29 protein-coding genes, 1 other RNA gene and 1 pseudogene are annotated in these 25,155 nt (G+C 39.8%); 7 read left to right on the forward strand and 24 right to left on the reverse strand.

From position 1 onward, the window contains the following. Window positions 1-69: 69 nt before the first annotated feature. Window positions 70-942 (reverse strand): LysR family transcriptional regulator, encoded by an 873-nt coding sequence (locus AC0L3Y_RS00860; protein ID WP_473467609.1) that lies wholly within the window; start codon window positions 940-942, stop codon window positions 70-72. Between the two features lie 90 nt (window positions 943-1,032). On the opposite strand from AC0L3Y_RS00860, the gene AC0L3Y_RS00865 reads away from it, so the two are divergent. Next, window positions 1,033-1,533 carry a lactoylglutathione lyase family protein gene (locus AC0L3Y_RS00865; protein ID WP_473467613.1) on the forward strand — a complete coding sequence of 167 codons (501 nt, stop codon included), beginning with the start codon at window positions 1,033-1,035 and terminating at the stop codon, window positions 1,531-1,533. Window positions 1,534-1,596: 63 nt separating this feature from the next. Here the strand turns inward: AC0L3Y_RS00865 and AC0L3Y_RS00870 are convergent, their stop codons facing one another. From AC0L3Y_RS00870 to AC0L3Y_RS00920, 11 genes are all read right to left on the reverse strand, one after another. Further along, entirely contained in the window at window positions 1,597-2,337 is a 741-nt protein-coding gene (locus AC0L3Y_RS00870) for a DUF1499 domain-containing protein (RefSeq protein WP_473467617.1), read from the reverse strand. A 53-nt stretch (window positions 2,338-2,390) separates the two neighbouring features. After that, entirely contained in the window at window positions 2,391-2,948 is a 558-nt protein-coding gene (locus AC0L3Y_RS00875) for a DMT family transporter (protein ID WP_473467621.1), read from the reverse strand. An 8-nt stretch (window positions 2,949-2,956) separates the two neighbouring features. After that, complete coding sequence (locus AC0L3Y_RS00880; RefSeq protein ID WP_473467625.1) at window positions 2,957-3,280, reverse strand: EamA family transporter; 324 nt, start codon at window positions 3,278-3,280, stop codon at window positions 2,957-2,959. 180 nt (window positions 3,281-3,460) lie between these two features. Next, on the reverse strand, window positions 3,461-3,793 hold the full coding sequence (locus tag AC0L3Y_RS00885; RefSeq protein WP_473467629.1) for a YnfA family protein: 333 nt from the start codon (window positions 3,791-3,793) through the stop codon (window positions 3,461-3,463). A gap of 108 nt (window positions 3,794-3,901) precedes the next feature. After that, window positions 3,902-4,147, reverse strand: a complete 246-nt coding sequence (locus tag AC0L3Y_RS00890; protein ID WP_473467632.1) for a Rho-binding antiterminator — start codon at window positions 4,145-4,147, stop codon at window positions 3,902-3,904. A gap of 43 nt (window positions 4,148-4,190) precedes the next feature. Continuing rightward, complete coding sequence (locus tag AC0L3Y_RS00895; protein WP_473467634.1) at window positions 4,191-4,442, reverse strand: TIGR03643 family protein; 252 nt, start codon at window positions 4,440-4,442, stop codon at window positions 4,191-4,193. Window positions 4,443-4,552: 110 nt separating this feature from the next. Next, entirely contained in the window at window positions 4,553-5,122 is a 570-nt protein-coding gene (locus tag AC0L3Y_RS00900) for a DUF6151 family protein (RefSeq protein ID WP_473467638.1), read from the reverse strand. Window positions 5,123-5,201: 79 nt separating this feature from the next. Continuing rightward, entirely contained in the window at window positions 5,202-5,654 is a 453-nt protein-coding gene (locus AC0L3Y_RS00905) for a DUF302 domain-containing protein (protein WP_473467642.1), read from the reverse strand. A gap of 89 nt (window positions 5,655-5,743) precedes the next feature. Next, a complete protein-coding gene (locus AC0L3Y_RS00910) occupies window positions 5,744-6,109 on the reverse strand; it encodes a DoxX family protein (RefSeq protein WP_473467644.1) in 366 nt (121 codons plus the stop codon). A gap of 101 nt (window positions 6,110-6,210) precedes the next feature. Continuing rightward, complete coding sequence (locus AC0L3Y_RS00915; protein WP_473467647.1) at window positions 6,211-6,621, reverse strand: hypothetical protein; 411 nt, start codon at window positions 6,619-6,621, stop codon at window positions 6,211-6,213. Window positions 6,622-6,753: 132 nt separating this feature from the next. After that, window positions 6,754-8,376 carry a methyl-accepting chemotaxis protein gene (locus AC0L3Y_RS00920; RefSeq protein ID WP_473467649.1) on the reverse strand — a complete coding sequence of 541 codons (1,623 nt, stop codon included), beginning with the start codon at window positions 8,374-8,376 and terminating at the stop codon, window positions 6,754-6,756. Window positions 8,377-8,600: 224 nt separating this feature from the next. Here AC0L3Y_RS00920 and AC0L3Y_RS00925 point away from each other — a divergent pair, with 224 nt between their 5' ends. From AC0L3Y_RS00925 to AC0L3Y_RS00935, 3 genes are read left to right on the forward strand one after another with little or no spacing between them, the layout of a single operon-like run. Then, entirely contained in the window at window positions 8,601-9,725 is a 1,125-nt protein-coding gene (locus tag AC0L3Y_RS00925) for a phospholipase D-like domain-containing protein (protein ID WP_473467653.1), read from the forward strand. Window positions 9,726-9,733: 8 nt separating this feature from the next. Further along, the gene (locus AC0L3Y_RS00930) at window positions 9,734-10,054 is read left to right on the forward strand and encodes a phospholipase D-like domain-containing protein (protein WP_473467655.1); all 321 of its coding nucleotides are present in this window, start codon (window positions 9,734-9,736) and stop codon (window positions 10,052-10,054) included. A 42-nt stretch (window positions 10,055-10,096) separates the two neighbouring features. Continuing rightward, a complete protein-coding gene (locus AC0L3Y_RS00935) occupies window positions 10,097-10,867 on the forward strand; it encodes an endonuclease/exonuclease/phosphatase family protein (RefSeq protein ID WP_473467657.1) in 771 nt (256 codons plus the stop codon). An 83-nt stretch (window positions 10,868-10,950) separates the two neighbouring features. On the opposite strand, the gene hisC is transcribed toward AC0L3Y_RS00935, so the two are convergent. From hisC to prfB, 3 genes are all read right to left on the reverse strand, one after another. Next, window positions 10,951-12,018, reverse strand: coding sequence for a histidinol-phosphate transaminase (hisC, locus tag AC0L3Y_RS00940; RefSeq protein WP_473467660.1), 1,068 nt, complete (start codon window positions 12,016-12,018; stop codon window positions 10,951-10,953). A gap of 168 nt (window positions 12,019-12,186) precedes the next feature. Then, a complete protein-coding gene (gene lysS, locus AC0L3Y_RS00945; protein WP_473467664.1) occupies window positions 12,187-13,686 on the reverse strand; it encodes a lysine--tRNA ligase in 1,500 nt (499 codons plus the stop codon). Window positions 13,687-13,734: 48 nt separating this feature from the next. Further along, window positions 13,735-14,830 (reverse strand): peptide chain release factor 2 gene (gene prfB, locus AC0L3Y_RS00950; protein ID WP_473467667.1). Its coding sequence is split into 2 segments (ribosomal slippage): window positions 13,735-14,757 and window positions 14,759-14,830, totalling 1,095 coding nucleotides; the frame shifts between segments, so codons are not numbered across the junction. Window positions 14,831-14,974: 144 nt separating this feature from the next. Here prfB and AC0L3Y_RS00955 point away from each other — a divergent pair. From AC0L3Y_RS00955 to AC0L3Y_RS00965, 3 genes and pseudogenes are all read left to right on the forward strand, one after another. Then, window positions 14,975-15,274, forward strand: coding sequence for a cell division protein ZapA (locus AC0L3Y_RS00955; RefSeq protein WP_473467671.1), 300 nt, complete (start codon window positions 14,975-14,977; stop codon window positions 15,272-15,274). Window positions 15,275-15,403: 129 nt separating this feature from the next. Continuing rightward, a non-coding RNA gene (gene ssrS, locus AC0L3Y_RS00960) (6S RNA) lies at window positions 15,404-15,581 on the forward strand. A 4-nt stretch (window positions 15,582-15,585) separates the two neighbouring features. Beyond that, a pseudogene (locus AC0L3Y_RS00965) lies at window positions 15,586-16,178 on the forward strand (5-formyltetrahydrofolate cyclo-ligase). Between the two features lie 15 nt (window positions 16,179-16,193). On the opposite strand, the gene traF (AC0L3Y_RS00970) reads toward AC0L3Y_RS00965, so the two are convergent. The 9 genes from traF (AC0L3Y_RS00970) to astE all read right to left on the reverse strand — a co-directional run bounded on the left by traF (AC0L3Y_RS00970) (window position 16,194) and on the right by astE (window position 25,144). Beyond that, window positions 16,194-17,408 (reverse strand): conjugal transfer protein TraF, encoded by a 1,215-nt coding sequence (gene traF / locus AC0L3Y_RS00970; protein ID WP_473470569.1) that lies wholly within the window; start codon window positions 17,406-17,408, stop codon window positions 16,194-16,196. Further along, a complete protein-coding gene (locus AC0L3Y_RS00975; RefSeq protein WP_473467674.1) occupies window positions 17,405-17,647 on the reverse strand; it encodes a hypothetical protein in 243 nt (80 codons plus the stop codon). The genes traF (AC0L3Y_RS00970) and AC0L3Y_RS00975 overlap by 4 nt, the downstream gene beginning before the upstream one ends. Before the next feature lie 107 nt (window positions 17,648-17,754). Further along, window positions 17,755-19,212 (reverse strand): conjugal transfer protein TraF, encoded by a 1,458-nt coding sequence (gene traF, locus AC0L3Y_RS00980; RefSeq protein WP_473467677.1) that lies wholly within the window; start codon window positions 19,210-19,212, stop codon window positions 17,755-17,757. Window positions 19,213-19,535: 323 nt separating this feature from the next. Beyond that, the gene (gene kdsB / locus AC0L3Y_RS00985) at window positions 19,536-20,342 is read right to left on the reverse strand and encodes a 3-deoxy-manno-octulosonate cytidylyltransferase (protein ID WP_473467680.1); all 807 of its coding nucleotides are present in this window, start codon (window positions 20,340-20,342) and stop codon (window positions 19,536-19,538) included. After that, complete coding sequence (locus AC0L3Y_RS00990; protein WP_473467686.1) at window positions 20,339-20,923, reverse strand: KdsC family phosphatase; 585 nt, start codon at window positions 20,921-20,923, stop codon at window positions 20,339-20,341. The genes kdsB and AC0L3Y_RS00990 overlap by 4 nt, the downstream gene beginning before the upstream one ends. A 3-nt stretch (window positions 20,924-20,926) precedes the next feature. Further along, entirely contained in the window at window positions 20,927-21,799 is an 873-nt protein-coding gene (kdsA, locus tag AC0L3Y_RS00995) for a 3-deoxy-8-phosphooctulonate synthase (protein WP_473467688.1), read from the reverse strand. Window positions 21,800-21,867: 68 nt separating this feature from the next. Next, window positions 21,868-22,845: a KpsF/GutQ family sugar-phosphate isomerase gene (locus AC0L3Y_RS01000; RefSeq protein WP_473467691.1), complete on the reverse strand. Its 978-nt coding sequence runs from the start codon at window positions 22,843-22,845 to the stop codon at window positions 21,868-21,870. A gap of 116 nt (window positions 22,846-22,961) precedes the next feature. Next, on the reverse strand, window positions 22,962-24,008 hold the full coding sequence (locus AC0L3Y_RS01005) for a zinc ABC transporter substrate-binding protein (RefSeq protein WP_473467695.1): 1,047 nt from the start codon (window positions 24,006-24,008) through the stop codon (window positions 22,962-22,964). Window positions 24,009-24,127: 119 nt separating this feature from the next. After that, entirely contained in the window at window positions 24,128-25,144 is a 1,017-nt protein-coding gene (gene astE / locus AC0L3Y_RS01010) for a succinylglutamate desuccinylase (protein ID WP_473467698.1), read from the reverse strand. Between the last annotated feature and the right edge of the window lie 11 nt (window positions 25,145-25,155).

Raw genomic sequence — 25,155 nt, forward strand, 5'->3', positions numbered from 1 at the left:
CAACTCACATACGACATTTAAAAAGCGAAATACCAAGGTGTTTCGCTTTTTTATTGTTCAATAATATCGTCATATTAAACACTGCTCAGCCACTTCAATGATTGTTTTTTGTCGATTGGTTAAGCGTCTATGCCGAAGCCTAGCGAGATACAATGTTTCGTTCACAGGTGTTGTAAGTTGATGAACAAATATTTTTTCTGGTTTGCCGTAAGCAGCAACAGCGTGACGCGGCAGGATCGTAAAACCAAGCCCTAATGCCACAGGCTCTAAAATCAAAGCAATTTGATTACAAAACCCACTGCGTTTAAATATTTGACCTTGTTCGAATTCTGCATAATTAGCACCTAATAATAACGCAGCATGATGCGCACCATCTGGGTGATCAATAAAACCTAATGCTTGTAATTGCTCCCAACTTGAACCCTGAACGTTATGGGGAGTAATAAGTAATAGTTCTTCTGTTGCTATCGGCTTGACATGCACATCACCCATTGTCGATGGACGAGTCATAAAACCTAAATCGACTTTGTTCTCTGATACCAGCTTTTCTACTTCATGATTAGGTGCAAACCGATAATCTATAATGAGCTTAGGGTATTTTTGTTGCAGCAATAAAAGCTGTGTGTATAACTTCAATCCCACACTACCAGGCGAAACTACCTTCACTGTGCCTTCATAAGCAGGATCATCACCAATACTCATCTCGAGATCTGATAAACGGCTAAGGAGCTCGCGACCTTCTTTATAGAGACGTTCGCCTGCATCTGTCAGCGTAAACTGTTTCCCCTGCCGAATCAGTAATTCTTGGTCAAGCTGCTCCTCTAACTTTCGAACCTGCTGACTTACGCCTGATTGCGTCATATTCAAATACTCTGCCGTGCGTGTGAAATGTGCAATATCAACAAGCGTACAGAATGTACGCAACCAGAGTGGATTAATCATTACAAAATATACTCATTATTATTTTAAATGATAATTTTACTTAATCATGACTGATTTGTAATCTACCAATATCAAATACAGGAGAGAATTATGAATAATGTTTATCCGCGTAACTTTTCACATATTGGTATTTCTGTACCAGATTTAGAAAAAGCTGTGCAGTTTTATACCCAAGTAATGGGTTGGTACTTAATCATGAAGCCAACTGAGATTATCGAAGATGACAGTGCTATTGGTGAAATGTGCACCGATGTCTTTGGTCAAGGTTGGGACAAATTTCGAATTGCTCACTTGTCTACAGGTGATCGTATTGGTGTTGAGCTATTTGAATTTAAAGGTCAGCAAAACCCAGAAAATAACTTTGAATATTGGAAAACAGGAATTTTTCACTTCTGTGTACAAGATCCAAATGTAGAAGAGTTAGCCGAAAAAATTGTCGCGGCCGGTGGTAAAAAGCGTATGGAAAAACCACGCTACTATTATCCAGGCGAAAAACCTTATCGTATGATCTATATGGAAGACCCATTTGGCAATATTTTAGAAATCTATAGCCACAGCTATGAATTAGTCTATGGAGAAGGCGCCTACTAATTAGAACCAAAAACAATAAAGCCCTACCAATTCATCAGTAGCAGGGCTTTATTTTATTAGAACTTACTCTTCAAATGTTTTAATAAAAGTTCGAACACGAGCAGCATTTACGCCACGATCGCCTCGCCCAATACGTGAGACGCTACGAACATCAATTCGACTCGCATCGCCTACTGGCGTAACGACAACGACAACATCATCAACAAAACCATAAACAGAAGTACGAGCGGTTGCTTCATAACGCAAACTGGCTACATCCTGCGCAACCAATTCCCAACCCATAACATCAGCGACACGTAATGCTTCATTAAAGGCTTCAGCGGCAGACAAACCTGATTCAATTGGCGCGATATCTGAATAGGCTTTTTTCTGCAAGGCTGCGACTTCTGGCCCGCCGTAAACGAGCGTATTTCTAGCACCGACTCGATTATCGTCTAAGACAATAAATTCAGGCGGGGTGATCGTATTCGTTGAAATATCATGGATAGGAGGAAGACGTACTGGCGAATTAACTTTGCCGTATAAAGTTGGTGCCAACATAGCCAAACCAATCAACGCGGTTAATGCTGATTTAATGGCACCACAAGAATTTTTCGCTATTTTCTGCTGAATCAAACCTAATACACCAAGACCAAGCAGACCATAAGCAATCGGGTTCATATAGCTTCGAACCAAACCGAAACCAATAATAGGCTGCCATAAACCTAACTTAGCACCGAACATCATTGTCGCGACAGTCACAACTGCAATAACAGCAATCACAAGTAAAGCCGTTCCCAGACGGGAAGATCTGTTATTTTCCATGTATATTCCAACCTTTACTTAATGGGTCCTATAAAAACACATCATTAGTAACCTTACTTAACAGGTTTTGTGTTTTTCTTATTAACTAACAACACACCGATGAAAATCAGTACGACAGCAAGGTAATCAAGCAAAATCATTTTTTCACCTATTAACAATACCCCAATAATAAGCGCGACAATAGGCGGTATATAGGTCACCGACGATGCTGAAACCGCGCCTAAGTTTTCAATCAAATAATAATAAATTAAATAGGCCAAGCCTGTGCCCAATATGCCCAAACCAACCACAGCACCAAACGCAACATGACTGGACTCCATAATTCGCTCAATACCATTCATATCCGTAACACTCAATATGAACAACAAGGCGAAACCAAGCTGATAGGTTGTTAACGCCGAAGAAGGAATGCGTAAAGGAGAAATGAATTTCTTCGCATAAATAAAGGAAACACCCACACTTAATGATCCCATTACCATGTAAAACACACCGATTAAATTAGTCGATGCCAGATCGGTTGAAAAAGGGTTTGCTATCAATAAAATACCAACAAACCCTATCGCAATACCCAACGCACGAATCAAAGTTGGCTTTTCATCTGGCAACAACACAAGCGCAACTAAAAAAGAAAAATAGGAATCGCACCACTCAATACGCCCGCAATCGCAGACGGCAATAATGAAGAGCCTTTTACAAAACCATAGTAATAAACAACCGTTGCGATAAGTGCCATTACAATAAAGTGAAGCGAAAATCTAAAGTGAGAAAGTTTTAACTCTTTTTTATAAAGTGCATAAAACAAAACAGGGACAAAACCAAAAAAGACACGCAATAAAACAATTTGAGGCGTCGTAATGTAATCGGAAGCCCACTTCATATAAATAAAGTTACTTCCCCAAATAATGCCCAACAACCAAAACAAAACTAATGGCAGTGTTTTCACTTAACTCTCCAGCTTCCAATAACCCTTGTTTAAAGAAATCTTACTTAAATACCGACGAGTATTTAGAAAAACCACATCACCTAAAAAGTCTAACCTTTTTCACAAAAAGAGAATGACATTATTGTTTCACTCTCAACACCACAATGTCACTCTCTATCGTTAAAATTTTGTTGTATAAACTTAAGCTGACCGTGGTGCAAACATGATTATTGCCATACCTACAAGTGCGATGCCAGAGCCGACAAGATCCCAAGTACTCGGACGAATCCCATCGATTAACCACAACCACATTATTGCGACAAAAATGTAAACACCACCGTAGGCCGCATAGACTCTTCCCGCTGCCGCTGGATGTAAGGTAAGTAACCAAGCAAATGCAATCAAACTTAAACAGGCTGGTACTAACAACCAAATAGATTTGTCCTCACGCAGCCAAAGATAAGGCAAATAGCAGCCCAGTATTTCAGTAACTGCGGTAAGCATGAACAAACCAATGACCTTTATCTCAGGCACGACACATCTCCATCAAGGTTATCGAAAAGCAAACTAAGCTATGTAATAGATTCTACATGATGGTAATCATAAAAAGAGGTTTATCTAAAAAGGAAGGGATGAGTAGATCTAAATAAAAGACATGATTTTAAAATGAGGGTTTTCAACACAGATTTCTAGTGTCCAAATCGAAGTCAGTACAACCAAACTATCAGAGCTTTCTGTTTTCACCTTGATACACTCTTCGCCATTCGCATTGCGCTGAGTATCCAATGCTTTACAGTTGAGTACCTCTCCAGATTTGAACGTTAGCTTAATCGGATAAAAATACATACACACGATTTCAATCGCATCATATTGAGCACAACTAATCAAAGGTTCACCATATCGGTTAAAAATAGAAAAAACGTCTAAAACACTAACGCGGTTTATATTGAGTCGGACAGTACCCTCTAATTACATCAGGCGATCTAAGCATCAAGTGTTTGGTTTTACGACCATTGGCCCGTGCTCGCCATAACCTAAAGCTACTGGATTTCAGGCTTCGGCGCATCAGTTTGATAACCGCCTGCTCGTTCAAACCAAATTGCAATTCAATGGCTTCAAAGGGTGTTCTGTCTTCCCACGCCATTTCTAAGATTCTTGATTGCTCGTGGCTATTAAACTGCATACTACTTCTCCAATTTTGTTCATGCCGCAGAAGTATTACGTGTAGATGTTCACTTTAGATCAATCTAAATATAGCTCAGCCCAAATAGGTCGATGTTCAAGAAACTAGATTTAAACCTTGAGCACTTTAGGTTCTACGATAGGTTTGCCATTGTCGTGGAAAAAGGCTGACGGTTTGTGCAGGCCTTTGATTTTCCAATGAATCAAATTAAAAACAATTTTAGACATAACACCAAATTGCGAGGCTTGTTGATCTAGAGGCACAATTTTGTTAGCAAATTTAGTTTGAAGGTAACCTAGATTTTCACTCAATTCAGCATCATCGATTGACGCCTTATCCACGAAAGTGTGAATCAAGCCGATAAAAGGAATACCCGCTTTCATCGTGTTACCAATTGGAGTATTACAACATTTAGCGTACCAACGATACATGCCTTTTTCACTCAAACGTACACACGCGATGTGCTCATTGCCTGTTGTAATTTTGACGTAAGATACAGGAATTTGAAATATTTCCGTTGCACCATAGTCATCTAGCACTATATTTTCTTGCTTTAGAAACTGAGCAAAGGATTGGCAATCATTGCAACAACACATGATCCTTGTTCCTGTTTTTGCATTCATATTCACTGTTGTGCCGCGAACTGTGCCACATGAACAAGCCAATTGTAGTTTAGCCATTTGACTAGCCTCTTACAGTCAAATTAAAAGAAAATCAATAATGCCTTATCCGCATATAATTGTTTTTTTACAGTATGAATTACTTAGCAACAGCAGCCGAAGACAATGCCTTTAATACATTTGAGACCTTATCAATAACGGCATCACAACCTTGGATATTATGGCGTTCTTTAAGGTATTGCTGATTGTTATAAGAAAGCCATACTTTTTGATTAGCATCCTCTGAGATTAGTACTTTTTGAGGAAGGTCAATGGCAACATCTTGTGCACATTGCATAAGCGGTGTTCCAACTTTCGGATTACCGAAAATAATCACTTGGGTCGGTCTTAATTCTAAACCAACACTCTGAGCATTTTTCTGATGATCAACTCGAGCAAAGACATTCAACCCTTTGCTCTTCGCGATGGATTCAAAGCGATTAGCGGTTTCTTGCACCGAATATTGGCTTTCATATTTCAACAGGCTTTCTGCTGCATTAAGAGAAAGAGAAGCGCATAAAACCACAGCGCCAAATGAGATTAACTTAATCATAAAAATACATCCTTTTTATTAGTAGAACGGTGAATTGATATTTTTTTCAAATGCCTTGAATAAAAATAACGCTAACTACGTCAATAAAACTAAGCCCATATCGCTAAGCATTTAACGTATAAAATCCAGCCTGAAAGAGCAAATATTGCCATCGATAAGAGGCCGTTTTTCCAAGAACCAAAACGAATATGTCCATAAATAACGGTTGCAGAAATAGCACATAAAACCCAAACACCTATTACACCAACATAGTTCGGGAGCCATAAAGTAATCGCACCAAATAACTCAAACGCTCCGAAAACAGTAACCATATTTCGGTTTAGTCCAAATTGACTAAAAAATGCCAGTTGTGCGTTGTATCTCGTTTTTGGCCAACCAAAAATTTTTATGCAGCTGGAAGCTATAAAAAACAATGTCAGCTCTAAGATCAATACGACCAAAATAATTGTATTCATTTTTTACCTTTCTAATATTTATTATTTGTATAGACGTCTTTTAAATTCTCTGCCAGCTTAAATCGATTACCACATTCTTCATAGGCTGCCGGTGTTTTTATTTAACGAGTTACCGAATATTTATCACTTTTTGAAGACCCAAGATCAATAACAACCGTTTGCCCACCAAAGCCATGGACATTGCATTTAGCTCTCACTGTTACCATAGTCACATCGTTAGGAATTTGAACACCACATAAACGGCGAGTAAAAGGTTGCTCGTTTTCATGGGGATGAAACAAAACTCTTTCCCCTAATACCTCACCCTGTTGACTCACTACCTGCCAAGTATCTGCATAATGCTGCCAACCCTCATCGTTATGGCGAACTTGCGTATCGAAGCACCAGCTTCCATTTGAGGTCTGCGTGGCTTTTACATAAGTCACCTGGGCGTATTCTAACGAATCAGAAAAAGAGTCAGTGCCATAAGCCATTGAAGAAAATAAGATAGTTATAAGCCAGTACTTAATCATAACCGCCTTCCATTTAGTTATAAAAATAAATCAAGAATATCTAATAGAGTAAAAATTATCGCCCTAAACATAAAAAAGCACATCTAAAATACAGCTTCTAGATGTGCTTTTCTGTTTCCTTATTCAGGTTTATTATTTTACAACAAAGTAATTAATATCCTGTTTCAATTTACCAGACAATTGCTCAAGAGAAACAGCTTCTTCAGAGTTACTCTTCAATGAAAGACTACTTTCTTTCGCCATGTTCGCCACTTCTTCAACGCTTCTTGTAATCTCTTCTACAGTAGCAACTTGCCTAGACGTCGCTTGCACCACTTCCAGAACTTTTTCCAATGAGTCATTTGCTTGGGTTTGAATATCACTCAATAATTGATTCGCTTCATTAGTTAGCAGTAACCCATTTTCCACTTGAGGTACCGTTGCTTCCATCGCTTTCACAGACGCACGCGTATCTTCTTGAACCTGCTGGATCATTTTTTCAATATCGCCTGTCGCTTCACCCGTTCGCTTAGCAAGCTGCCTTACTTCATCAGCAACCACAGCGAAACCTCGACCATATTCACCAGCTCGTGCTGCTTCAATTGCTGCGTTCAATGCAAGTAGATTCGTTTGATCAGAAATACTGTAAATAACATTAACGATATCGCCGATCTCACTGGTACGTTCTTGCAATATATTAACCTGCTCAACCGTTGCTTTCACCGTCGTCGAGATTTTTTCAATTTCACTCGCCACTTTCTGCACTGCAGTTCGCCCTTTTAAAGACAGTTCCGCTGTTATTTTAGAGTTACTTTCTGTTTGATGTACTGTATCTGCCACAGAATTAATACTGTGACTCATTTCAGTCAAGCTGCTCACCGCTGAACTGGTATAAACAACTTGCGTCTCAGCTGCCACCAAGGCTTGCTGAGAGCCAGAAGCAACAATAGAAGAGCGATGTGATAATTCCTCCGAGGAACTTATGATGCCATTAACCGTTTTTTCTAATTTTGCCTGCATGATCTGCACTGAAGACATCATGCTATTATCACAACAAGACTCAATTTTTCCGGTTAAATCGCCTTGAGCAATTTTCGCAATGACTTTTGCGGCTTCCTGAGGCTCACCACCAACAGCATTGCGAATTCTTGTACTGATAAAATACGCAAGTGTAGAGCCGATAATAATAGCGATAAGGGTTAAAGCAATCATCCAACCAGCAAAAGTACTCGCGACTTCACGTACTTCAATAGTGGTGACTTGATTACTCTTTTCTTCTAAATCAATAAACTGATTGATTGTCGCAAGCCATGTAATAAACGCAGGCTTAGCATCATTCAACAATACCAGCGTTGCAGCATCTAGGTTATTGGACTCTCGATATTTGATGATTTGCTCAATCAGTGGCAAGGTTTTCTGTTCAATACTTTTGATTTGATTGTAGATAGTAGTTTCTTCAGCAGACATGGATATTTTTTCTGGTGTAAGCAATTGAGCAGAAGCTTGATAGAATTTATCAAGCGCTCTAATTTCCCTTACTGTGTCATTAAATTCTTGTTGATTACGGGAAAAAACTACATCTCGAATGGCAATTGCTCTGTCATGAACACTGCCGCGAAAATTAATGGCGTAACGCTGTTTCACCGAATTAACATCATTTATTTGTGTGATCGAATTATCAATGAAGTTAACACGGTGGATACCGATACTTGTTAGAATCAGCATCATTAATAGAATACTGCCAAATCCTATGGCTAAACGCAGGTTAATTGTCATAATTTATAATCCATAGGTATTTTTAATATGAGAAGCTCAATGTGAATTGAGCAGGCGATAATAGCGAATTCAAGAGTGCTTTTAAGTAGTCTTATTTTATGCGTTATTCAGAGCTCTTAGAGCGAATTATTGTGTTTTTTAGTTAAAGACATGGAAACTAATTCTATGGAAGAAATAAATAATCGATTTCATCTACAAGCTAAGACAAAATTTAGGTTAATTGTATGCCAATCATTGAAGCTCTAGTTGAATGGATCAATATCCATTGGGTTACCATCATTGTCACATTACATATTAGTTTGTCTATTCTGACATCGCTACATGTTCTTCTGTTCAAAGAAAACGAACATACCTCTTTAGCTTGGATTGGCCTTGTTATATTTTCACCTGTAATAGGAAGTTTATTTTATTGGCTATTTGGAATAAATCGCATCAAGCGTATAGCGCAAAGAAAACACCCTCAAGCTCTCAAACAAGACTTCCAACATCAGCAGGAAGCCATTAAATTTCACAATATCCCTCAAAACTGGCATTCCGTCATCATGTCAGGGTACGCAATTCACCCGGTTAACTTAGTTGTAAAAAATCGTATTGAACCTCTCATTAATGGAGATACTGCTTATCCTGAGATGATTCAATCCATTCATTGCGCAAAGCATCACATCGTCTTATCAAGCTACATATTTGATTACGATTCACTTGGACAACAGTTTGTGGATGCATTAGCAAAAGCACATGAGCGAGGCGTCATTGTAAACGTTTTATTAGATGGCATTGGCATTGGCTATAGTTGGTACAAATCAGATTTAGCATTAAAAAGACGTGGCGTACACACTGCTCGCTTCTTACCCGCTATTTCACTTACTGGTATTCGCTTTATCAATCTAAGAAACCATAGAAAAATACTCTGTGTCGATGGCAATGTAGCCTACATTGGAGGAATGAATATAAGTAGAAACAATCTAGTACAATCTGCAGATCGCCCTATTGATGATATTCACTTTAAAGTAACAGGCTCAGTGATTGATCAAATTAGCCAAGTATTTGTAGAAGATTGGTTCTTTGCCACAGGCGAACTAATCCAATTCCCCCGCTTTGACCCACACCAAATATGTCAAAAAAACGACCACTCAGTTGTCGCTCGAGTCATTCAGGATGGTCCTGATGAATTCCATAATAGAATACGATGGACACTAATTAACGTATTAGTTTGCGCAAAAAACAGCGTAAAAATCATAACGCCCTATTTCATTCCAGATCAAACATTAATGACGTATTTGCATGCAGCAGCATTACGAGGTGTATCGGTTGAAATTATTGTGCCCAAGCACAGTAATATTTTTTTCTAGACTGGGTAATGGAAGCCAATTTTTCTAGAATAATGGCCAATGGTATACAGATCTACAAGAACAAACGACCATTTGACCATAGTAAAATTGTCATTGTAGATGACATTTGGTCCTTTATAGGCTCTAGCAACTGGGACGCAAGAAGCTTAGAGTTTAATTTTGAAATCAACTTAGAGTGCTTTGATAGTAAACTTAATACAGAGCTAACAAACTTATTTGCCTTAAAAAAACAGAACTCAGAGCAGGTTATTAAGGATGAAATTGATGCTTTACCTATCTATAAAAAAATTCGTAATCACTTTTTCCGTTTGTTTTCGCCATATCTATAATGTGATCAGGCAATAACAAGCAACTGAACAGGCCAATATTTCATGCTTAAAAGTCGTTATAGCAAAATTGAAGCCCTAAAATTTATGGGCAAGGCTCCGAATCAAGTACTGGGACCAAGCATTGAGATATTGGTATGGAATGTTTTCAAATGCAAAAAAAAGGGCTGGCAAACGGATTTCACAACCCTCATCCATAACAAAGATCTAATCCTTTTACAGGAAGCGATTTTAAACTCAACTTTTGATAGCCTCTTCAATAAATCATTACAGCATCAATGGATTATGGCCAGCAGCTTCATGAACCTAAAAACCCATATAGAAACTGGAGTTAAAACTGGATCAAGGGTTGTCGCAGACAAGCATTATTTTTCAGCATCCATTCATGGTGAACCTATAACAAAAACAAAAAAAATGTTGTTAGCAACTGAGTATCCATTAGGCAAGTTAGGACAATCATTACTGGTAATAAACGCTCATATTATTAACTTTGTATCTTTCGAAAAATTTAGATCGCATCTCGAACAAATAGCAACAACACTAGAGCATCATAATGGACCTATATTATTAGCGGGGGATTTCAACACATGGAGTGGAAAGCGACTCAATTATTTTAATCAACTCGCAAAATCGTTTGCGTTGGCAGAAGTAGAAATGACACGCCAACCAAGATTGAATCATCTATATCGGCATCTTGACCATATCTACTGTCGTGGATTAGATGTGGTTGATGTACAGGTACATACTCATATTCACTCTTCTGATCACTATCCCATCAGCTTATCACTGCGCACTTTACATTCAGCAGACAGATAAAAACACCCTGTTTTTATCTGTCTGAAAACATCTCTCTTCTCGAAAACATAGTAAAGAAAGCATTTCAATTATGAGTATTTGAATTAACCTTCCAGCACACTTTTTAATGCCGTAGTTAACGCAGCCATTTCTTCGTCGGTACCGATCGTAATACGAAGGTGATTGCCAATTCTTGGTTTTTTACCAAAGTAACGAACCAATATCCCCTGCTCTTTCAATGCAAGATAAATGGCTTCCGCGTCTTTATCTGGGTGAGTAGCAAAAACGAAATTTGTGGCAGAAGGAACAATGTGAAAACCAAGAGCTTCGAGATATTTAACCGACTCTTCACGAGTTGCTATGGTTTTCTCGCAAATTTCTTGCAAGTAGGTTTCGTCTTCCACTGCTGCTGTCGCACCAGCAAGTGCAATACGATCAATCGGATAAGAGTTGAAAGAGTTTTTCAAACGCTCTAAACCTTCAATCAGCTCAGGATTACCTAATGCATAACCCACACGAATACCAGCCAAAGCTCGAGATTTAGACAAGGTCTGAACAACCAATAAGTTTGGATATTGATTAACTAAAGACGCTGCACTTTGTGCACCAAAGTCTACATAAGCTTCATCCACCAGCACCACAACATTTGGATTGGCTTTTAAGATATATTCGATGTCTGTTAATGGTAAAGCTTTGCCTGTCGGAGCATTTGGATTGGTCACCACAACACCAGAAACGTCTAAATTTTGATAATCCGTTGGAACAATATCAAAGCTCTCATCAAGAGGAATCAACTGTGGATCAATGCCATACAAGCCCGCATACACTTTATAAAAACTGTACGTAATATCAGCAAAAGCCAATGGCTTACCGCCAGCAAAGTAACCCATAAACGCCAATGCGAGAACTTCGTCCGAGCCATTACCAACGAAGACTTGATCTGCATTCAAAGAGTAACTTTTCGCCAAGGCATTTTTAAGAGTGATGCAATTTGGATCTGGGTAAAGACGCAGACTCTCACTCACTTCTGCTGCCATAGCTAACAAAGCTTTTGGAGAAGGTGCGTATGGGCTTTCGTTAGTATTTAACTTTATGTATTTTTTATCTTGCGGTTGCTCGCCTGGCACATAAGGGTCAAGAGAGGCAATTTTATCTGTCCAAAAACGACTCATGGAATACTCCATTATCTTTCATAAAGGGGTCAGAGCTCTTTTAAAAAAGTAAATATTAAATAAAGCAAATATTGTTAAGTTAAAGGGCTCTGACCCCTTTAAGCACCACAAAATAAGGCCTCATCTGAGGCCTTATTGATTAATTCACACACTATGAGCAGGCCAGAGTTAATCTTGAGGTTTCATATGTGGGAACAATAAAACATCACGAATTGATGGCGCGTCAGTAAACAGCATCACCAAGCGATCAATACCAATACCTTCACCTGCTGTCGGTGGTAAACCGTACTCTAGTGCATTGATGTAATCTGCATCGTAATGCATGGCTTCATCGTCACCGGCGTCTTTTTCAGCGACTTGACGCTTGAAACGCTCCGCTTGATCTTCTGGGTCATTTAACTCCGAGAAGCCATTCGCAATTTCACGACCACCAACAAAGAATTCAAAACGATCTGTGATGAAATCGTCATGATCATTACGACGTGCCAAAGGCGACACTTCTGCTGGATATTCTGTAATAAAAGTAGGCTGATCTAATTTATGTTCCGCTGTTTCTTCAAAGATTTCAGTCCACAACTTACCCAAGCCCCAAATCGGCTTCACATCGATTTTTAGGTTCTTCGCAACAACCGTTGCACTTTCGATTGTTTCCAAATCTTTCGCAGTCAGCTCTGGATTGTAGTGCAAAATGGACTCAAGCATAGTCATACGAACAAATGGCGCACCAAAATCATATTCAGAACCTTGGTAAGTCACTGTTGTTGTACCTAACACTTTCTCTGCCACATCACGCAACATGGCTTCAGTTAAGTCCATAAGGTCTTTATAGTCCGCGTACGCTTGGTAGAATTCAATCATAGTGAATTCTGGGTTATGACGCGTTGACGTCCCTTCATTACGGAAGTTACGGTTAATTTCGAATACTCGTTCGAAGCCACCAACAACCAAACGCTTCAAATATAGCTCAGGAGCAATTCGCAAGTACATGCTCATGTCCATTGCATTGTGATGAGTAATGAAAGGACGCGCTGTTGCACCACCTGGAATGGTTTGCAACATTGGCGTTTCTACTTCCATGAAACGACGGTCTTCTAAGAAACGACGAATCGTAGAGATGATCTTAGAACGCGTTTGAAACGTGTTACGAGACTCATCATTCACAATTAAATCGACATAACGCTGACGATAACGCATTTCCATATCAGACAAACCATGATGTTTATCAGGTAATGGACGCAACGACTTCGTCAGTAGTTGCGCTTCTTGCATATCAATATACAAGTCACCTTTACCTGATTTATGCACAGGACCAGAAATACCAATGATATCACCTAAATCCCATGTTTTTTGATCTGCAAGTAATTCAGGAGACAAGGCTTTACGGTTTACGTAAGCCTGAATTTGTCCTGTCATGTCTTGTAGTAACATGAAAGCACCACGATTACGTACGATACGACCCGCAATACTGACTTTATGATCTTTCTCTTCTAAATCTGGTTTTTCAATTTCACCAAACTCAGCTTGTAAGTCTGCAGCGTAAGCATTTGGACGGAAATCATTCGGGTACGCATTACGTTCTTCACGAATGGAAGCTAATTTTGCACGACGTTCCGCTACTAATCGGTTGTCATCAGATTGTGTTGATTCTGTGTTATTTTCGTTAGCCATGATTTTGCTATCTACTCTTAATGATTTTTTCTAAATGGGAACGGCGCTTTATAGGCCCTGCTTTAAACTTGCAACAATAAACTGGTCTAAGTTGCCATCAAGCACGGCACCAGTGTTGGAGCTTTCGACTCCAGTACGCAAATCTTTGATACGCGACGCATCCAGTACGTAAGAGCGAATCTGACTACCCCAACCAATATCAGATTTATTATCTTCTACCGCTTGAGCAGCTTCATTGCGTTTCATCATTTCAAACTCATATAACTTGGCACGAAGTTGCTTCATCGCAAAGTCACGGTTAGCGTGTTGAGAACGCTGGTTTTGACACTGCACAACAATGTTCGTCGGTATGTGAGTAATACGTACCGCAGAATCCGTGGTGTTTACATGCTGTCCACCGGCACCTGATGAACGATATGTATCGGTTCTAATGTCAGCTGGGTTGATTTCAATTTCAACATTGTCATCAATCTCTGGAGAAACAAACACAGATGCGAAAGAAGTATGTCGACGGTTACCTGAATCAAAAGGCGATTTACGCACTAAGCGATGTACACCTGTTTCAGTTCGTAACCAGCCAAAGGCATATTCCCCTTCAAAACGAATCGTAGCGGATTTGATACCTGCCACATCGCCTGCGGATACTTCCATAAGCTCAACTTTAAAGCCTTTATCTTCACCCCAGCGTAAATACATACGCAATAGAATGTTGGCCCAATCTTGGGCTTCTGTACCACCAGAGCCAGACTGAATATCTAAGAAAGCGCTGCTTTCATCCATGTCTTTGGAAAACATGCGGCGAAACTCTAACTTAGCTAACAGAGTATCTAGCTCTTCAAGCTCAAGCTGAACCGCTTCGACTGAGTCTTCGTCATTATCTTCAACGGCGATATCAAGTAATTCCTTTGAATCACTAACACCAGATTCTAAACTGTCTAATGTTTCTACAACAGCTTCTAATGAAGCTCGCTCTTTGCCTAGCTTTTGAGCGTATTCTGCATCGTTCCAAACATCTGGATCTTCAAGTTCTCGGTTTACTTCTTCTAAGCGCTCTTTCTTTGAATCGTAGTCAAAGATACCCCCGTAGGGTTAAAGCACGGGCAGAAAGGTCTTTTATCTTTGAAAGTATCGGGTTTATTTCCATATTGGCGTCAATTTGCTATAAACAGTGTGGATAAAGTGAATTCTGAATTGTAACGAATTTACTCGCAGCATAAAATGCCATTCGCTACTCAATGATGGAAAAACAGACCATTTTTTGTGGGCCTTGCTATCAAATGGAGTCTATATGGATAAGCCAACCGTGTCAGTAGTCATTCTGGGACAAACTTATAAAATAAATTGCCCTAAAGGGCACGAAGCGGATTTGAAAGAATCTGCTCAATATTTAAACGATCAAATGAATGATATCCAATCTGGGGGGAAAAACATCCCTCTTGAAAAACTCGCTGTACTAGCGGCATTGAATATTACTCACGATATGCTTTCGAGCAAAAAATATGCGCGCGCGAATGAACAACAATTGCGAGAGCTAACATCACAGCTTGATAACGCTTTAACGCATCAAACAAAACTGGTTAATGAATAATCATCTATCGTTTATTCCTTGATCTACTTTTTTGATTGCAAGCGCAGAACACGAATTTTCTTCATACAGCTCAAAAAACGAATTGGAGCGCTAAGTGATTTCTAAAATTAATTACTCTATACTCCAATCTGTTTCCTGGGTTGTTCGAAGCGGCTTAACGCCCTTGAGCCTATGAGTAATACCCCGGAAAGAGCCTGTTGGTTTGGTGTGCATGTCCGTGCGTCGGAAAGCCTAAAGAATCACAGTTCTTTCCACCTTGAACCACTGGGTTCAAGGCCAATAGCCGAAACGGCAACTTGGGAAACTCCTTTATGCCTTCTCACCTAGATCCTAGACAAACACTTCGTCGTCAACTACGCCAAGCCAGAAGAAATTTATCTGCTGATGAGCAACAAATTGCCGCAAGAAACTTACTCACTTGTTTTCAACAGCATTTTTTAGACGCCGACAATTCGAACAAAACATCAATCAAAAGTGTTGCCTTATATTTAGCTAATGATGGTGAGATTTCACCTCATTTATTATGTCAATATTTCTGGCAACAAGATGTTAAAACCTACCTTCCAGTTATCCAAGATAAACAGCTAGTGTTTGCTTTGTATTCAGAACAAACCGTTTGGCAAGAAAACATCTATGGCATAAAAGAACCTAAGGCTAAGAGCTACCTTCCTAAAGAAGCCTTAGACATTGTCTTCCTACCTTTGGTCGGCTTTGATGTAAAAGGCGGTCGCCTTGGTATGGGAGGTGGTTTTTATGATAGAACCTTTGCAGGAAAAAAACTAGCCAAGCTCCATTACTTATTGGTTTGGCACACGACTGCCAACAGGTTAAGTCATTACCCGTTGAAGGGTGGGATGTGCCATTGCAGGCCTTCATCACACCAACAAAAGTGATCAAAATATAAATCATCATCTAAAAATCAGAAAACGAAGCTATAACCCATGGAGAAAAAGAAACCACTATTACCAATATCATTTTCTGGCGCATAAGCAAGATCTATATCTAAACGTCTAGATAGAGTTACTCCTGCGGTATAGTAGCTTAACTCATTACCTACAAGGTTTTTCCTTAGACCTACCCGTATACCGGGAATAAGTAAGTAGTCACTAAAAAAGGAAAGAGATACCACACTCCATTGATATTCATCACCCAAAGGATCTGTTATTGGGTTTACATCGTAAGACCCCCCTAAGGAAAAATGTTGGTCCTTACTTTTTATGGCGGCATCGATGGTCATTTGTGCTTCCATCTTGTAGGTTTCATTCAAAGAAATATCGCCATCGGCAGCAAAACTTACCGCTGCATTACAATTGGTTAAGTCTGCGCCAGTCAAACCAGAACAGTTCCCTATCGCTTCATAATCAAAAGTAGGTTCATTCACATTAGAAATGGTCATTCCTAACTGAAAGTTACGCTTTACTAACAAAGCACCTAAGTCCAACGAAACTCCTGTAGACACATTATCTCTACTTATAAAGAAATCGCTGTAGGATACAGATGGATCATCTTCTTCTGTCAGTACTGTCAGTTTTTGACCTAATGCTAGCTTATGAAAATTTAAACGCCCCCCAAGAATTACGGCCTCATAAGGCGTTCTCGAATACATTGTGCTGTACCCTAAGCTGAAACGATAATCTGATGCTCTTTTGATATAAGCTGCACTGTTTGTTTCCAAGTCAACATTACTAATATCTGCATTCTCTAGCTCAGTTATTGTGCCCGCATTATAAAAATCATCTAAACCTGTTAACACTAAGTTATCAGTTAATAAGCTCGCCCTACCCACAATAGATGCGCTGGCATCAATAGTGAAAACATTACGTCGCCTGGTTTTATAAATTATAGGTAAAAAAGGTGCCTGAAGGGTAGTTGCAAACTTAGCATAGACAGTCTCACTGATATCGGACATCACATCACTCGCGCGACCTAAACGATCATTAATGTCAACTTCTATATCATCGATTGATGATAGTACATAAGCCTCTGCAGCCGCCTCGGCATCTGCAACGCTTCCACCAGAGTCCACTTCAGCTTGAGCTGCTGCTTCAGCGCCAGTTTTTATCGCATCAACATCAATGCTATCGGTAAAGTCTGCATCAAATATATCATTAAGGTCATCTATTTTGTCATTCAGCGTACTAACACCACCCCCTCTAAAGCAAGACCAAGAGGACCAGCAAAGCCAACTCTAAAGCCTTCAAGATTCGCCATCAGATAAGTAGAAGCAGGGTTGCCAGATGCAGTAGATAAAGCATGACGGTTTCCATACCCTCCTAAGTTAATACTGGAACCGATAGGTTGATAGATATACATAGACGACATCGCTGTCGAGCTAAATATACTAACCCCCATCATCACCAAATACTTCTTCATACTTTTATCATTTCTCTCGAGTTTCTTTCACCTAACTTTTTCTATCTAAATAAAAAAGCCGACAATCTATAAGATTATCGGCTATTTTTACAAAACCTTTACCAACTTTAAAATGCGGTATCGTAACCTAATGAAATGTAGGCACTACGTGGTGCCGAATTACCTTCATCATCTTCAACTGTTTCTAGAGCAACAGCAACATCTAGGTTCAAACGTTTAAACAAAGTTAAACCCGCTGTAGCATAACTCAACTCTGTTCCAGCCATATTTTGACGCAAGCCTGCTCGCAGCCCTGGAATAAAGTGAGAATCTCCGTAATAAGATACTGATGCAACAGCCCATTGGTATTCATCACCTACAGCATCTTCAACTGGATTAATATCATAAGATAGGCCCAATGTAACCTGCTTACCTGGCGTTGATATAGCGAAATCTAAAGTAGTTTGCATTTCCATTGTATAGGTATCAGTAAGTTTTAATGCACCTGAAGTAGACAATGATGAAGCGGCAGAACAACTTTCACTTCCACAAGTGCTATCAATAACCGCGCGGTCAAACTCTGGTTCATTAATATTCGCTAAAGTAACACCTACTTGATAATAATGAGAAACCCAAATAACCCCTAAATCAACACCAACCCCTGTTGTTGAACTAACAGCATCATCTTCTAGAGAGTCAGAAACAGCGTCACCAACATCTGCATCATCATCAGTCAACGCAACCAAAGCTCGACCTGAAGTCAATTTATGTACATTAGCTTTAGCACCACCAACTAACATACCATTTGAGTTTTCCCACAGTGAGTGGCTATAACCGAAACCGATGTTAAAATCTGTTGCTACCTGAGAGTAAAACGAAATATCAGAACTGATCTCAGTGTCATCATCACCAACCTGAATAGTACCTTCGGTTAGGTTTCCTTTCAAAACAGCGGAAATACTTGAATCTATAGTGAAAGCCCCCTTGCTATCCGTCTTATAAATAACAGGCATAAACGGCACTTGCGCACTTACCATGGTTTTAAGGTAGGCAGATTCACTCAACCCATCAAGTATTTTATTCGCATCAGCAGCAACCTCTTTTAATTTATCATTAATTGCATCTTCAATTGCGCTCTCAATATTTGCAGCTTGAGCATCTGCTGCATCTTTTGCCTTTTGAATGATTTCTTCCAGCTGTTCTTGTGTCGTAGCATTATTAATGTCATTCACATATCCTGCCAACACAGTGTTACTCGCAAGAACTGTAGCAATATCATTTACGTCGGTTGCATCTAATTCATCAACAAGGTCTTGTACTTTTTCAACTCGATCGTCCAAATCACTTACATCGCCAAACTCAACACCAACCCCGATAGGACCAACAATACCAAAACGAAAATTATCATTATCTTGTTGATTGACCATTATAAATGGTGCCGCAGGGTTACCAAGTGACGTTGTTAAAGCTCTCTGGTTTGGCGCGCTACTTAAAGTAAAGCTAGATCCTACAGGCTGGTTAACTGGCATAGCAGCCATAACAGCGGAGCTTAATAAACTCGTGGAAATAAATAAAAGCTTTTTCATGATCTAGTCCTTCCCTTCCGTAATTAATTAAAACAGTCTTAACACTGATAAAAATATGTATACTTCAACAAATTATAGACCCATTCTTTACAATTTCTACACAAAAAGCACGCATTTTACACATTTTTTTAACATCTAAAAATAAGAAAGTATTGGTACAAATTTTCATTGATAGGCATCAATGATAGAAAACTTAAAAAAACATGGCATTTTCAGACACAAAAAAACCGCAAAACCATATGAATGATTTGCGGTTTTTCATAAAAATAGAAAATTACTAATTTATAAACTTTAAACACTTAATTCTTCAGAAAATTAAGCCACTAAACATTACCTAGGGTCAATTGGTGTCGTAGTTTCTCTAAATCTTCCGGTGTATCCACACCATGAGTCGGTAACCCTTCTGCCAATGCCACTTGCACCTTAATCCCTTGATGCAGGAATCTTAATTGCTCTAATTTTTCCCAACGCTCTAATGGTGACATGGGTAAATCTGCGTATTTTGCCAACAGGCTTGCTCGATACACGTACAAACCAATATGACGTAAGGCTGGAAAATCGGCCGGTAAATCACCTGCTTTTTCTTCAAGGTTAGCAAAACCATCCCTATCCCAAGGCATGGGAGCACGACTAAAATAGAGCGCACGCTGCATTTCATCACAAACCACTTTAACAACATTAGGGTTAAAAAAATCGGCGGCATCATCAATCGCACAAGCCACCGTAGCCATTTCAGCTTCTTTATCCCTGTTTAATGCAGCCACACAAGAATGAATCAAGGCTACAGGTAAGAATGGTTCATCGCCTTGTACGTTGACAATAATTTCGTCTGTTTTCCAGCCCATTTTATCTGAAACTTCAGCAAGGCGTTCTGTGCCATTTTCATGATCATCACGAGTCATTACCACTGAAGCACCAAACGCCAATGCGGCTTGATAAATAACATCATGGTCTGTTGCCACAGTGACGGATTCCGCACCGGCTTTGAGTGACAATTCATAAACCCATTGCAAAACAGGTTTACCACCTAGATCCGCCATGAGTTTTTGAGGAAAACGCTGCGACGCATAACGAGCAGGAATGACAATATGAAAAGTGGGTAAAGCCTGTGTACTTTCTCGTGCTGTCATTGTTTTTCAAACTCCGGTTTCTGAGCCAATTGGTATGCATCCTCTAGTGACATTCGCGATGCGAGCACCATATCCGCCACTTCTCTTGCGACACCTTCTCCAGCGGATTTGGTAAGCGTAATCGCACAATAACGTTGCAACAAAATATGCGCATCAGCAGGACACAATGCCACGCCCACTTTTGGCATAACCTGAAGATCAATCACATCATCTCCAACATAAGCGGCTTCGTTAGGCTCAATCCCAAGACGAGACACTAACTCATCAAATGCTTCCGCTTTGTTATGACAACCTGGATAGAAATGCTCAACATTAAGGTCTTTCATTCTAAGTCTTAAAGGCGCTGAATCTTTTGCTGTAATGACGGCAACCTGAACCCCCCATTTAGGAAGTAACTTCATTGCTACACCGTCTTTTACATTGAAGCATTTAATGCTTTCGCCTTGCTCGGTATAAAGCAACCGCCCGTCAGTAAGGACACCATCAACATCAAAAACAATTAGCTTGAGTGCCTGTAATTTAGACATCAAATATTTGTCATTCAATAATGTAGGGTAAGAAGAAAGAAAAGCCGAATCCATTTATTAAGCACTCGTATCTAAGACTTCAAATGTTTTAACCAATTCATCAAGCTGTTTCATCTGCTTAAGGAAAGGCGCCAACTTACTCAATGGTAAAGCACATGGACCATCACATTTTGCATTATCTGGCGTTGGGTGTGTTTCCAGAAACAAACTAGACAAACCTAAGGACATACCAGCACGAGCCAATTCAGTCACTTGTGCACGACGACCATCAGCAGAATCTTCACGGCCACCCGGACGCTGTAAGGAATGCGTCACGTCAAACATGACTGGGTATCCCATTTTTTTCATTTCGCCAAAGCCAAGCATATCTACAACTAAGTTGTTGTATCCCATCATGGTTCCACGCTCACACAGCATCAGATTACTGTTTCCCGCTTCTTCACATTTAGTCAGAATGTGCTTCATTTCATGGGGCGCTAGAAATTGCGCTTTTTTGATGTTAATTACTGCGCCCGTTTTCGCCATAGCCACAACAAGATCAGTTTGACGAGATAAAAAGGCAGGTAGCTGAATCACATCGGCTACTTCAGCCACTGGAGCACATTGATATTCTTCATGCACATCCGTGATTACAGGCACACCAAAGGTATCTTTAATTTCTTGTAGAATTTTTAGACCTTCTTCCATACCTGGGCCACGGAAAGAATTAATAGAAGAACGGTTTGCTTTATCAAAAGAGCCTTTGAATACATAAGGGATCCCCAAAGCTTCCGTTACTTTTACATGCTCTTCTGCCACTCGCATAGCCAAATCACGAGATTCCAGTACGTTAACACCACTAAACAAAACAAAAGGAAGGTGATTAGCAACTTCTACGTTATTGCCAATTTTAATAATTTTTGATTCTTGGGACGTTAATTCTTGAGACATAGTCGCTCCGTTTAAATTTCAGTTAGCTCACTCCAATAAAAACAGAGTAGCAAAATAAAGACTGTTGCTTATCGATCGTAAATTTCTAAAATACCAGTTACATTCTGAGCATCGTCAACAACAATTAATAAAGTAATTTTGTCCCGTAACATTTGCTCTTCAGCCTGCACAATCATGGTATTTTCATTGATCGTTTTCGGATTTGGTGTCATGAGTGTCGACATGGTTTTGTGTATCATACCTTCGCTTTCTTTCAACATGGCACGACGCAAATCACCATCGGTAAAAATCCCCAGCAACTTACTCCCATCTTGAATTAAGACTACCCCCATCCGCCCGCGAGTCATCACAGAAATGGCATCCTTTAGACTGGTATCTGAAGTACAGATAGGAAGATCGTCTTTATGCATCAGATCCTTAACTCGAGTTAACAGTTTTCGACCTAAGCTTCCACCAGGATGGAAACGTGCGAAATCTTGTGGCTGAAAGTTACGACATTCCATCAAAGCAACCGCTAAGGCATCGCCCATTGCTGTTGTCATGGTTGTTGACGTGGTTGGAGCTAAGTTATTCGGGCAAGTTTCTCTGTCGACCGAAATATCCAAGACGCAGTCACAATGCTTGGCAAGCGTAGAGCCCATGTTACCAACCAGTGCAATACTCGGATTTCCAAAGCTTTTGAGAGAAGGAAGCAAACGCATTAACTCTTCCGTTTCACCAGAGTAGCTAATCAGAAGAAGAGTGTCTTCTGCTTGAATCATACCTAGATCACCATGGAATGCCTCACCGGGATGAAGAAAAAAGCTTGGTGTTCCGGTCGATGCTAATGTTGCAGCAATCTTTTTTCCAATCAAACCGGATTTCCCCATACCACAGATGATGGTTCGACCTTTACTGGCGAGAATCATTCGTACTGCTTTGGCAAATTCTTCAGTGACTTGATTAGATAGATTGGCAAGAGCTTGGGCTTGAATAGATAAGGTACGTCGAGCACTCTCAATAAGGACATCTGAGTGGATGCTTGTTGTAATAGTTGAATCGCTCATAAAGCCTCTCTGCTCCCCATAATGAACGTAAAGTCGCATTATTATACAGAGTAGAAAGCGAAGCGCCTACCAAAGAGAAAAATATTCATAACTTACCCTTTGGTAGGCAAATAAAATTAACCTAGGCAGCTAATAAATTGGCCGCTTAACATACTTAAAAAAGAAAAGTACGCATCTTTGTTGATCTTAATGTCGCTTCCTAATGGATCTAGAACACCCGATTTCACATTTGTACCTTCAAGCAAACTCTCTATAATCGCAGGACTAAATTGAGGTTCACTGAAAACACATTGAATTTGATTCTCTTCAATTTCATGTCGCAGTTCTGCTACTTTTTTTGCACCTGGTTTACGCTCAGGGCTCACAGCCACTTCACCAGCATGGTTCAAACCATAATGCTCTTCGAAATAAGTGTAACCATCATGGAAAACAATATAAGGAACTTCAGCAACCTTATTTAACGAATGGCGTATTTCAGCATCTTTGATCGTTAAACCTTTATCAAACTCAGCAAAATTGCCTTTATAGTATTCTGCGTTTGTTGAGTCTAGGTACACCAAACGCATAGTCACAGCTTCTGCTAGTATTCTCGCATTATCAGGCGACAACCAAACGTGTGGGTCAACACCGTCATGATTATGGCCTTCGTGTCCGTCATGGTCATGCTCTTCGTGCTCGTCATGGTCATGCCCTTCGTGCTCGTCATGGTCATGCCCTTCGTGCTCGTCATGGTCATGCCCTTCGTGCTCGTCATGGTCATGCCCTTCGTGCTCGTCATGGTCATGCCCTTCGTGCTCGTCATGGTCATGCCCTTCGTGTTCGTCTTCTCCAAAGGAATGAAGCGCCATACCTTTCAAAGCAAGCCACTCAATAGATGATTCCTCCTTACCTGCATTTTTAAGTGGTTTCTCCAAGAAATTTTCTAGTGATTCACCTACCCAAACAACCGCATCAGCGTTGGATATTTTTCTTAAGTCAGAAGGACGGAGTGCAAAGTCATGTGGAGACGCCGTGCTTGTCACGATTTGTTGTATTTCCGCTTTATCACCAGCAATAGCAGCCACGATCATGGAAACAGGACTGATACTTGTAACAATTGTTGGTTTTGCCAAAGCTAAAGGAGATAAGGCAGAAACGCCTAATGCAAAAAAGAGTTTATTCATGATTAAATACCAATTAAGATGTTATAACATAACGATACGATATTAAAAAAAGAGATTCAAGTCATTTGACTAAAATCCCTTACAAATAAGCAATACTTAAGCGTTAACCCACACAGTGATTACATTAGTTGTCGCTCTTCCAGTTCAGCCGGCCTTACCATCAAACCCGCTCTTTGCCCAACAGGTAAATTAATATTAGGAAAAACGATAGCATCTCCAGTTCTTTCAACTTTATATTGGCTCTTTTCCGAGCAAGCCAAAACATAACCCTCTTCGAATGAGGTAAAGTTTTTCACATCTTCAGTTATGTTTAGTTCATAGCTTTCATCATCTTTTACTAAAGCACTTAATACTGAAAAAATATTCACTTCAGATAAAGATTTTTGAGACAACACAGAATCTTGAATTAGCACAATTAGGTTTTTTTCTAGGTCGGCAAACCGCGATAAATCATTCTGTCCAAACGGGTACACTTTACCAAGTTCCACCGTGTATGAGTGAGCGTCATGAACAGCATGGCTGTAATAAGAAAACGTGGTGGTTGGCTGATGAGATAACAACACCGCCTCTATTCCGCTAGACGCTAAAAAACCTAACTGAGTTTTACTATAAATCGCGTTCTTTACAAATGGATAAACAGCAAATTTTTCATAGACAGAGCCACGAATGGCAGTATGCAAATCATAGTGTAAACGTGTTTGCTCAGTACTATTACTCGCAGCCGAATAAAAGTCACTCACAGCTGATTCAAGTCTTTTTGCTCTTTTTGCTTCAAAGCCTTCATAGTTTTGCCAAGCACCGCTGAACAATCTGTTTAAATTCACGTCACAAAAACGCTTCGCTAAATTAGCAGCGACAGGATTACCTATGATAACCAAAAGACGAATATTTAATGCTAGCTGTCCATTTAAAATCGATGTAACAAGCTTATTTAGTAGCTCAATTGGACCAGTTTCATTACCATGAATACCAACCGATAAAACAAGGTTAATGGATGATTCACTTTTAGGTTCAAGCCTCAGAATTCCTGTATCTTCAACAAAACCTGTACCGCTAGGAAATGAAAATTGAAAAGGCGCAAGTTGGTCTTGATTAGCTAATGTTAACGCTAAGAAATCATTGTTCAAAATAGTCATTACTCTTCGCC

This window comes from Marinomonas sp. GJ51-14, assembly GCF_055808695.1.

Bases quoted from the DNA above. Each gene is read 5' to 3' on its own strand.
- hisC (WP_473467660.1), bottom strand. From the start codon at position 12,018: ATGAGTCGTTTTTGGACAGATAAAATTGCCTCTCTTGACCCTTATGTG.
- kdsB (WP_473467680.1), bottom strand. From the start codon at position 20,342: ATGACAGCACGAGAAAGTACACAGGCTTTACCCACTTTTCATATTGTC.
- lysS (WP_473467664.1), bottom strand. From the start codon at position 13,686: ATGGCTAACGAAAATAACACAGAATCAACACAATCTGATGACAACCGA.
- AC0L3Y_RS01000 (WP_473467691.1), bottom strand. From the start codon at position 22,845: ATGAGCGATTCAACTATTACAACAAGCATCCACTCAGATGTCCTTATT.
- astE (WP_473467698.1), bottom strand. From the start codon at position 25,144: ATGACTATTTTGAACAATGATTTCTTAGCGTTAACATTAGCTAATCAA.
- AC0L3Y_RS00955 (WP_473467671.1), top strand. From the start codon at position 14,975: ATGGATAAGCCAACCGTGTCAGTAGTCATTCTGGGACAAACTTATAAA.
- AC0L3Y_RS00865 (WP_473467613.1), top strand. From the start codon at position 1,033: ATGAATAATGTTTATCCGCGTAACTTTTCACATATTGGTATTTCTGTA.
- AC0L3Y_RS01005 (WP_473467695.1), bottom strand. From the start codon at position 24,008: ATGAATAAACTCTTTTTTGCATTAGGCGTTTCTGCCTTATCTCCTTTA.
- AC0L3Y_RS00860 (WP_473467609.1), bottom strand. From the start codon at position 942: ATGATTAATCCACTCTGGTTGCGTACATTCTGTACGCTTGTTGATATT.
- AC0L3Y_RS00935 (WP_473467657.1), top strand. From the start codon at position 10,097: ATGCTTAAAAGTCGTTATAGCAAAATTGAAGCCCTAAAATTTATGGGC.
- AC0L3Y_RS00895 (WP_473467634.1), bottom strand. From the start codon at position 4,442: ATGCAGTTTAATAGCCACGAGCAATCAAGAATCTTAGAAATGGCGTGG.
- traF (WP_473467677.1), bottom strand. From the start codon at position 19,212: ATGAAAAAGCTTTTATTTATTTCCACGAGTTTATTAAGCTCCGCTGTT.
- AC0L3Y_RS00900 (WP_473467638.1), bottom strand. From the start codon at position 5,122: ATGGCTAAACTACAATTGGCTTGTTCATGTGGCACAGTTCGCGGCACA.
- AC0L3Y_RS00910 (WP_473467644.1), bottom strand. From the start codon at position 6,109: ATGAATACAATTATTTTGGTCGTATTGATCTTAGAGCTGACATTGTTT.
- AC0L3Y_RS00915 (WP_473467647.1), bottom strand. From the start codon at position 6,621: ATGATTAAGTACTGGCTTATAACTATCTTATTTTCTTCAATGGCTTAT.
- AC0L3Y_RS00870 (WP_473467617.1), bottom strand. From the start codon at position 2,337: ATGGAAAATAACAGATCTTCCCGTCTGGGAACGGCTTTACTTGTGATT.
- AC0L3Y_RS00930 (WP_473467655.1), top strand. From the start codon at position 9,734: ATGGAAGCCAATTTTTCTAGAATAATGGCCAATGGTATACAGATCTAC.
- AC0L3Y_RS00905 (WP_473467642.1), bottom strand. From the start codon at position 5,654: ATGATTAAGTTAATCTCATTTGGCGCTGTGGTTTTATGCGCTTCTCTT.
- AC0L3Y_RS00925 (WP_473467653.1), top strand. From the start codon at position 8,601: ATGCCAATCATTGAAGCTCTAGTTGAATGGATCAATATCCATTGGGTT.
- kdsA (WP_473467688.1), bottom strand. From the start codon at position 21,799: ATGTCTCAAGAATTAACGTCCCAAGAATCAAAAATTATTAAAATTGGC.
- AC0L3Y_RS00975 (WP_473467674.1), bottom strand. From the start codon at position 17,647: ATGAAGAAGTATTTGGTGATGATGGGGGTTAGTATATTTAGCTCGACA.
- AC0L3Y_RS00920 (WP_473467649.1), bottom strand. From the start codon at position 8,376: ATGACAATTAACCTGCGTTTAGCCATAGGATTTGGCAGTATTCTATTA.
- AC0L3Y_RS00990 (WP_473467686.1), bottom strand. From the start codon at position 20,923: ATGGATTCGGCTTTTCTTTCTTCTTACCCTACATTATTGAATGACAAA.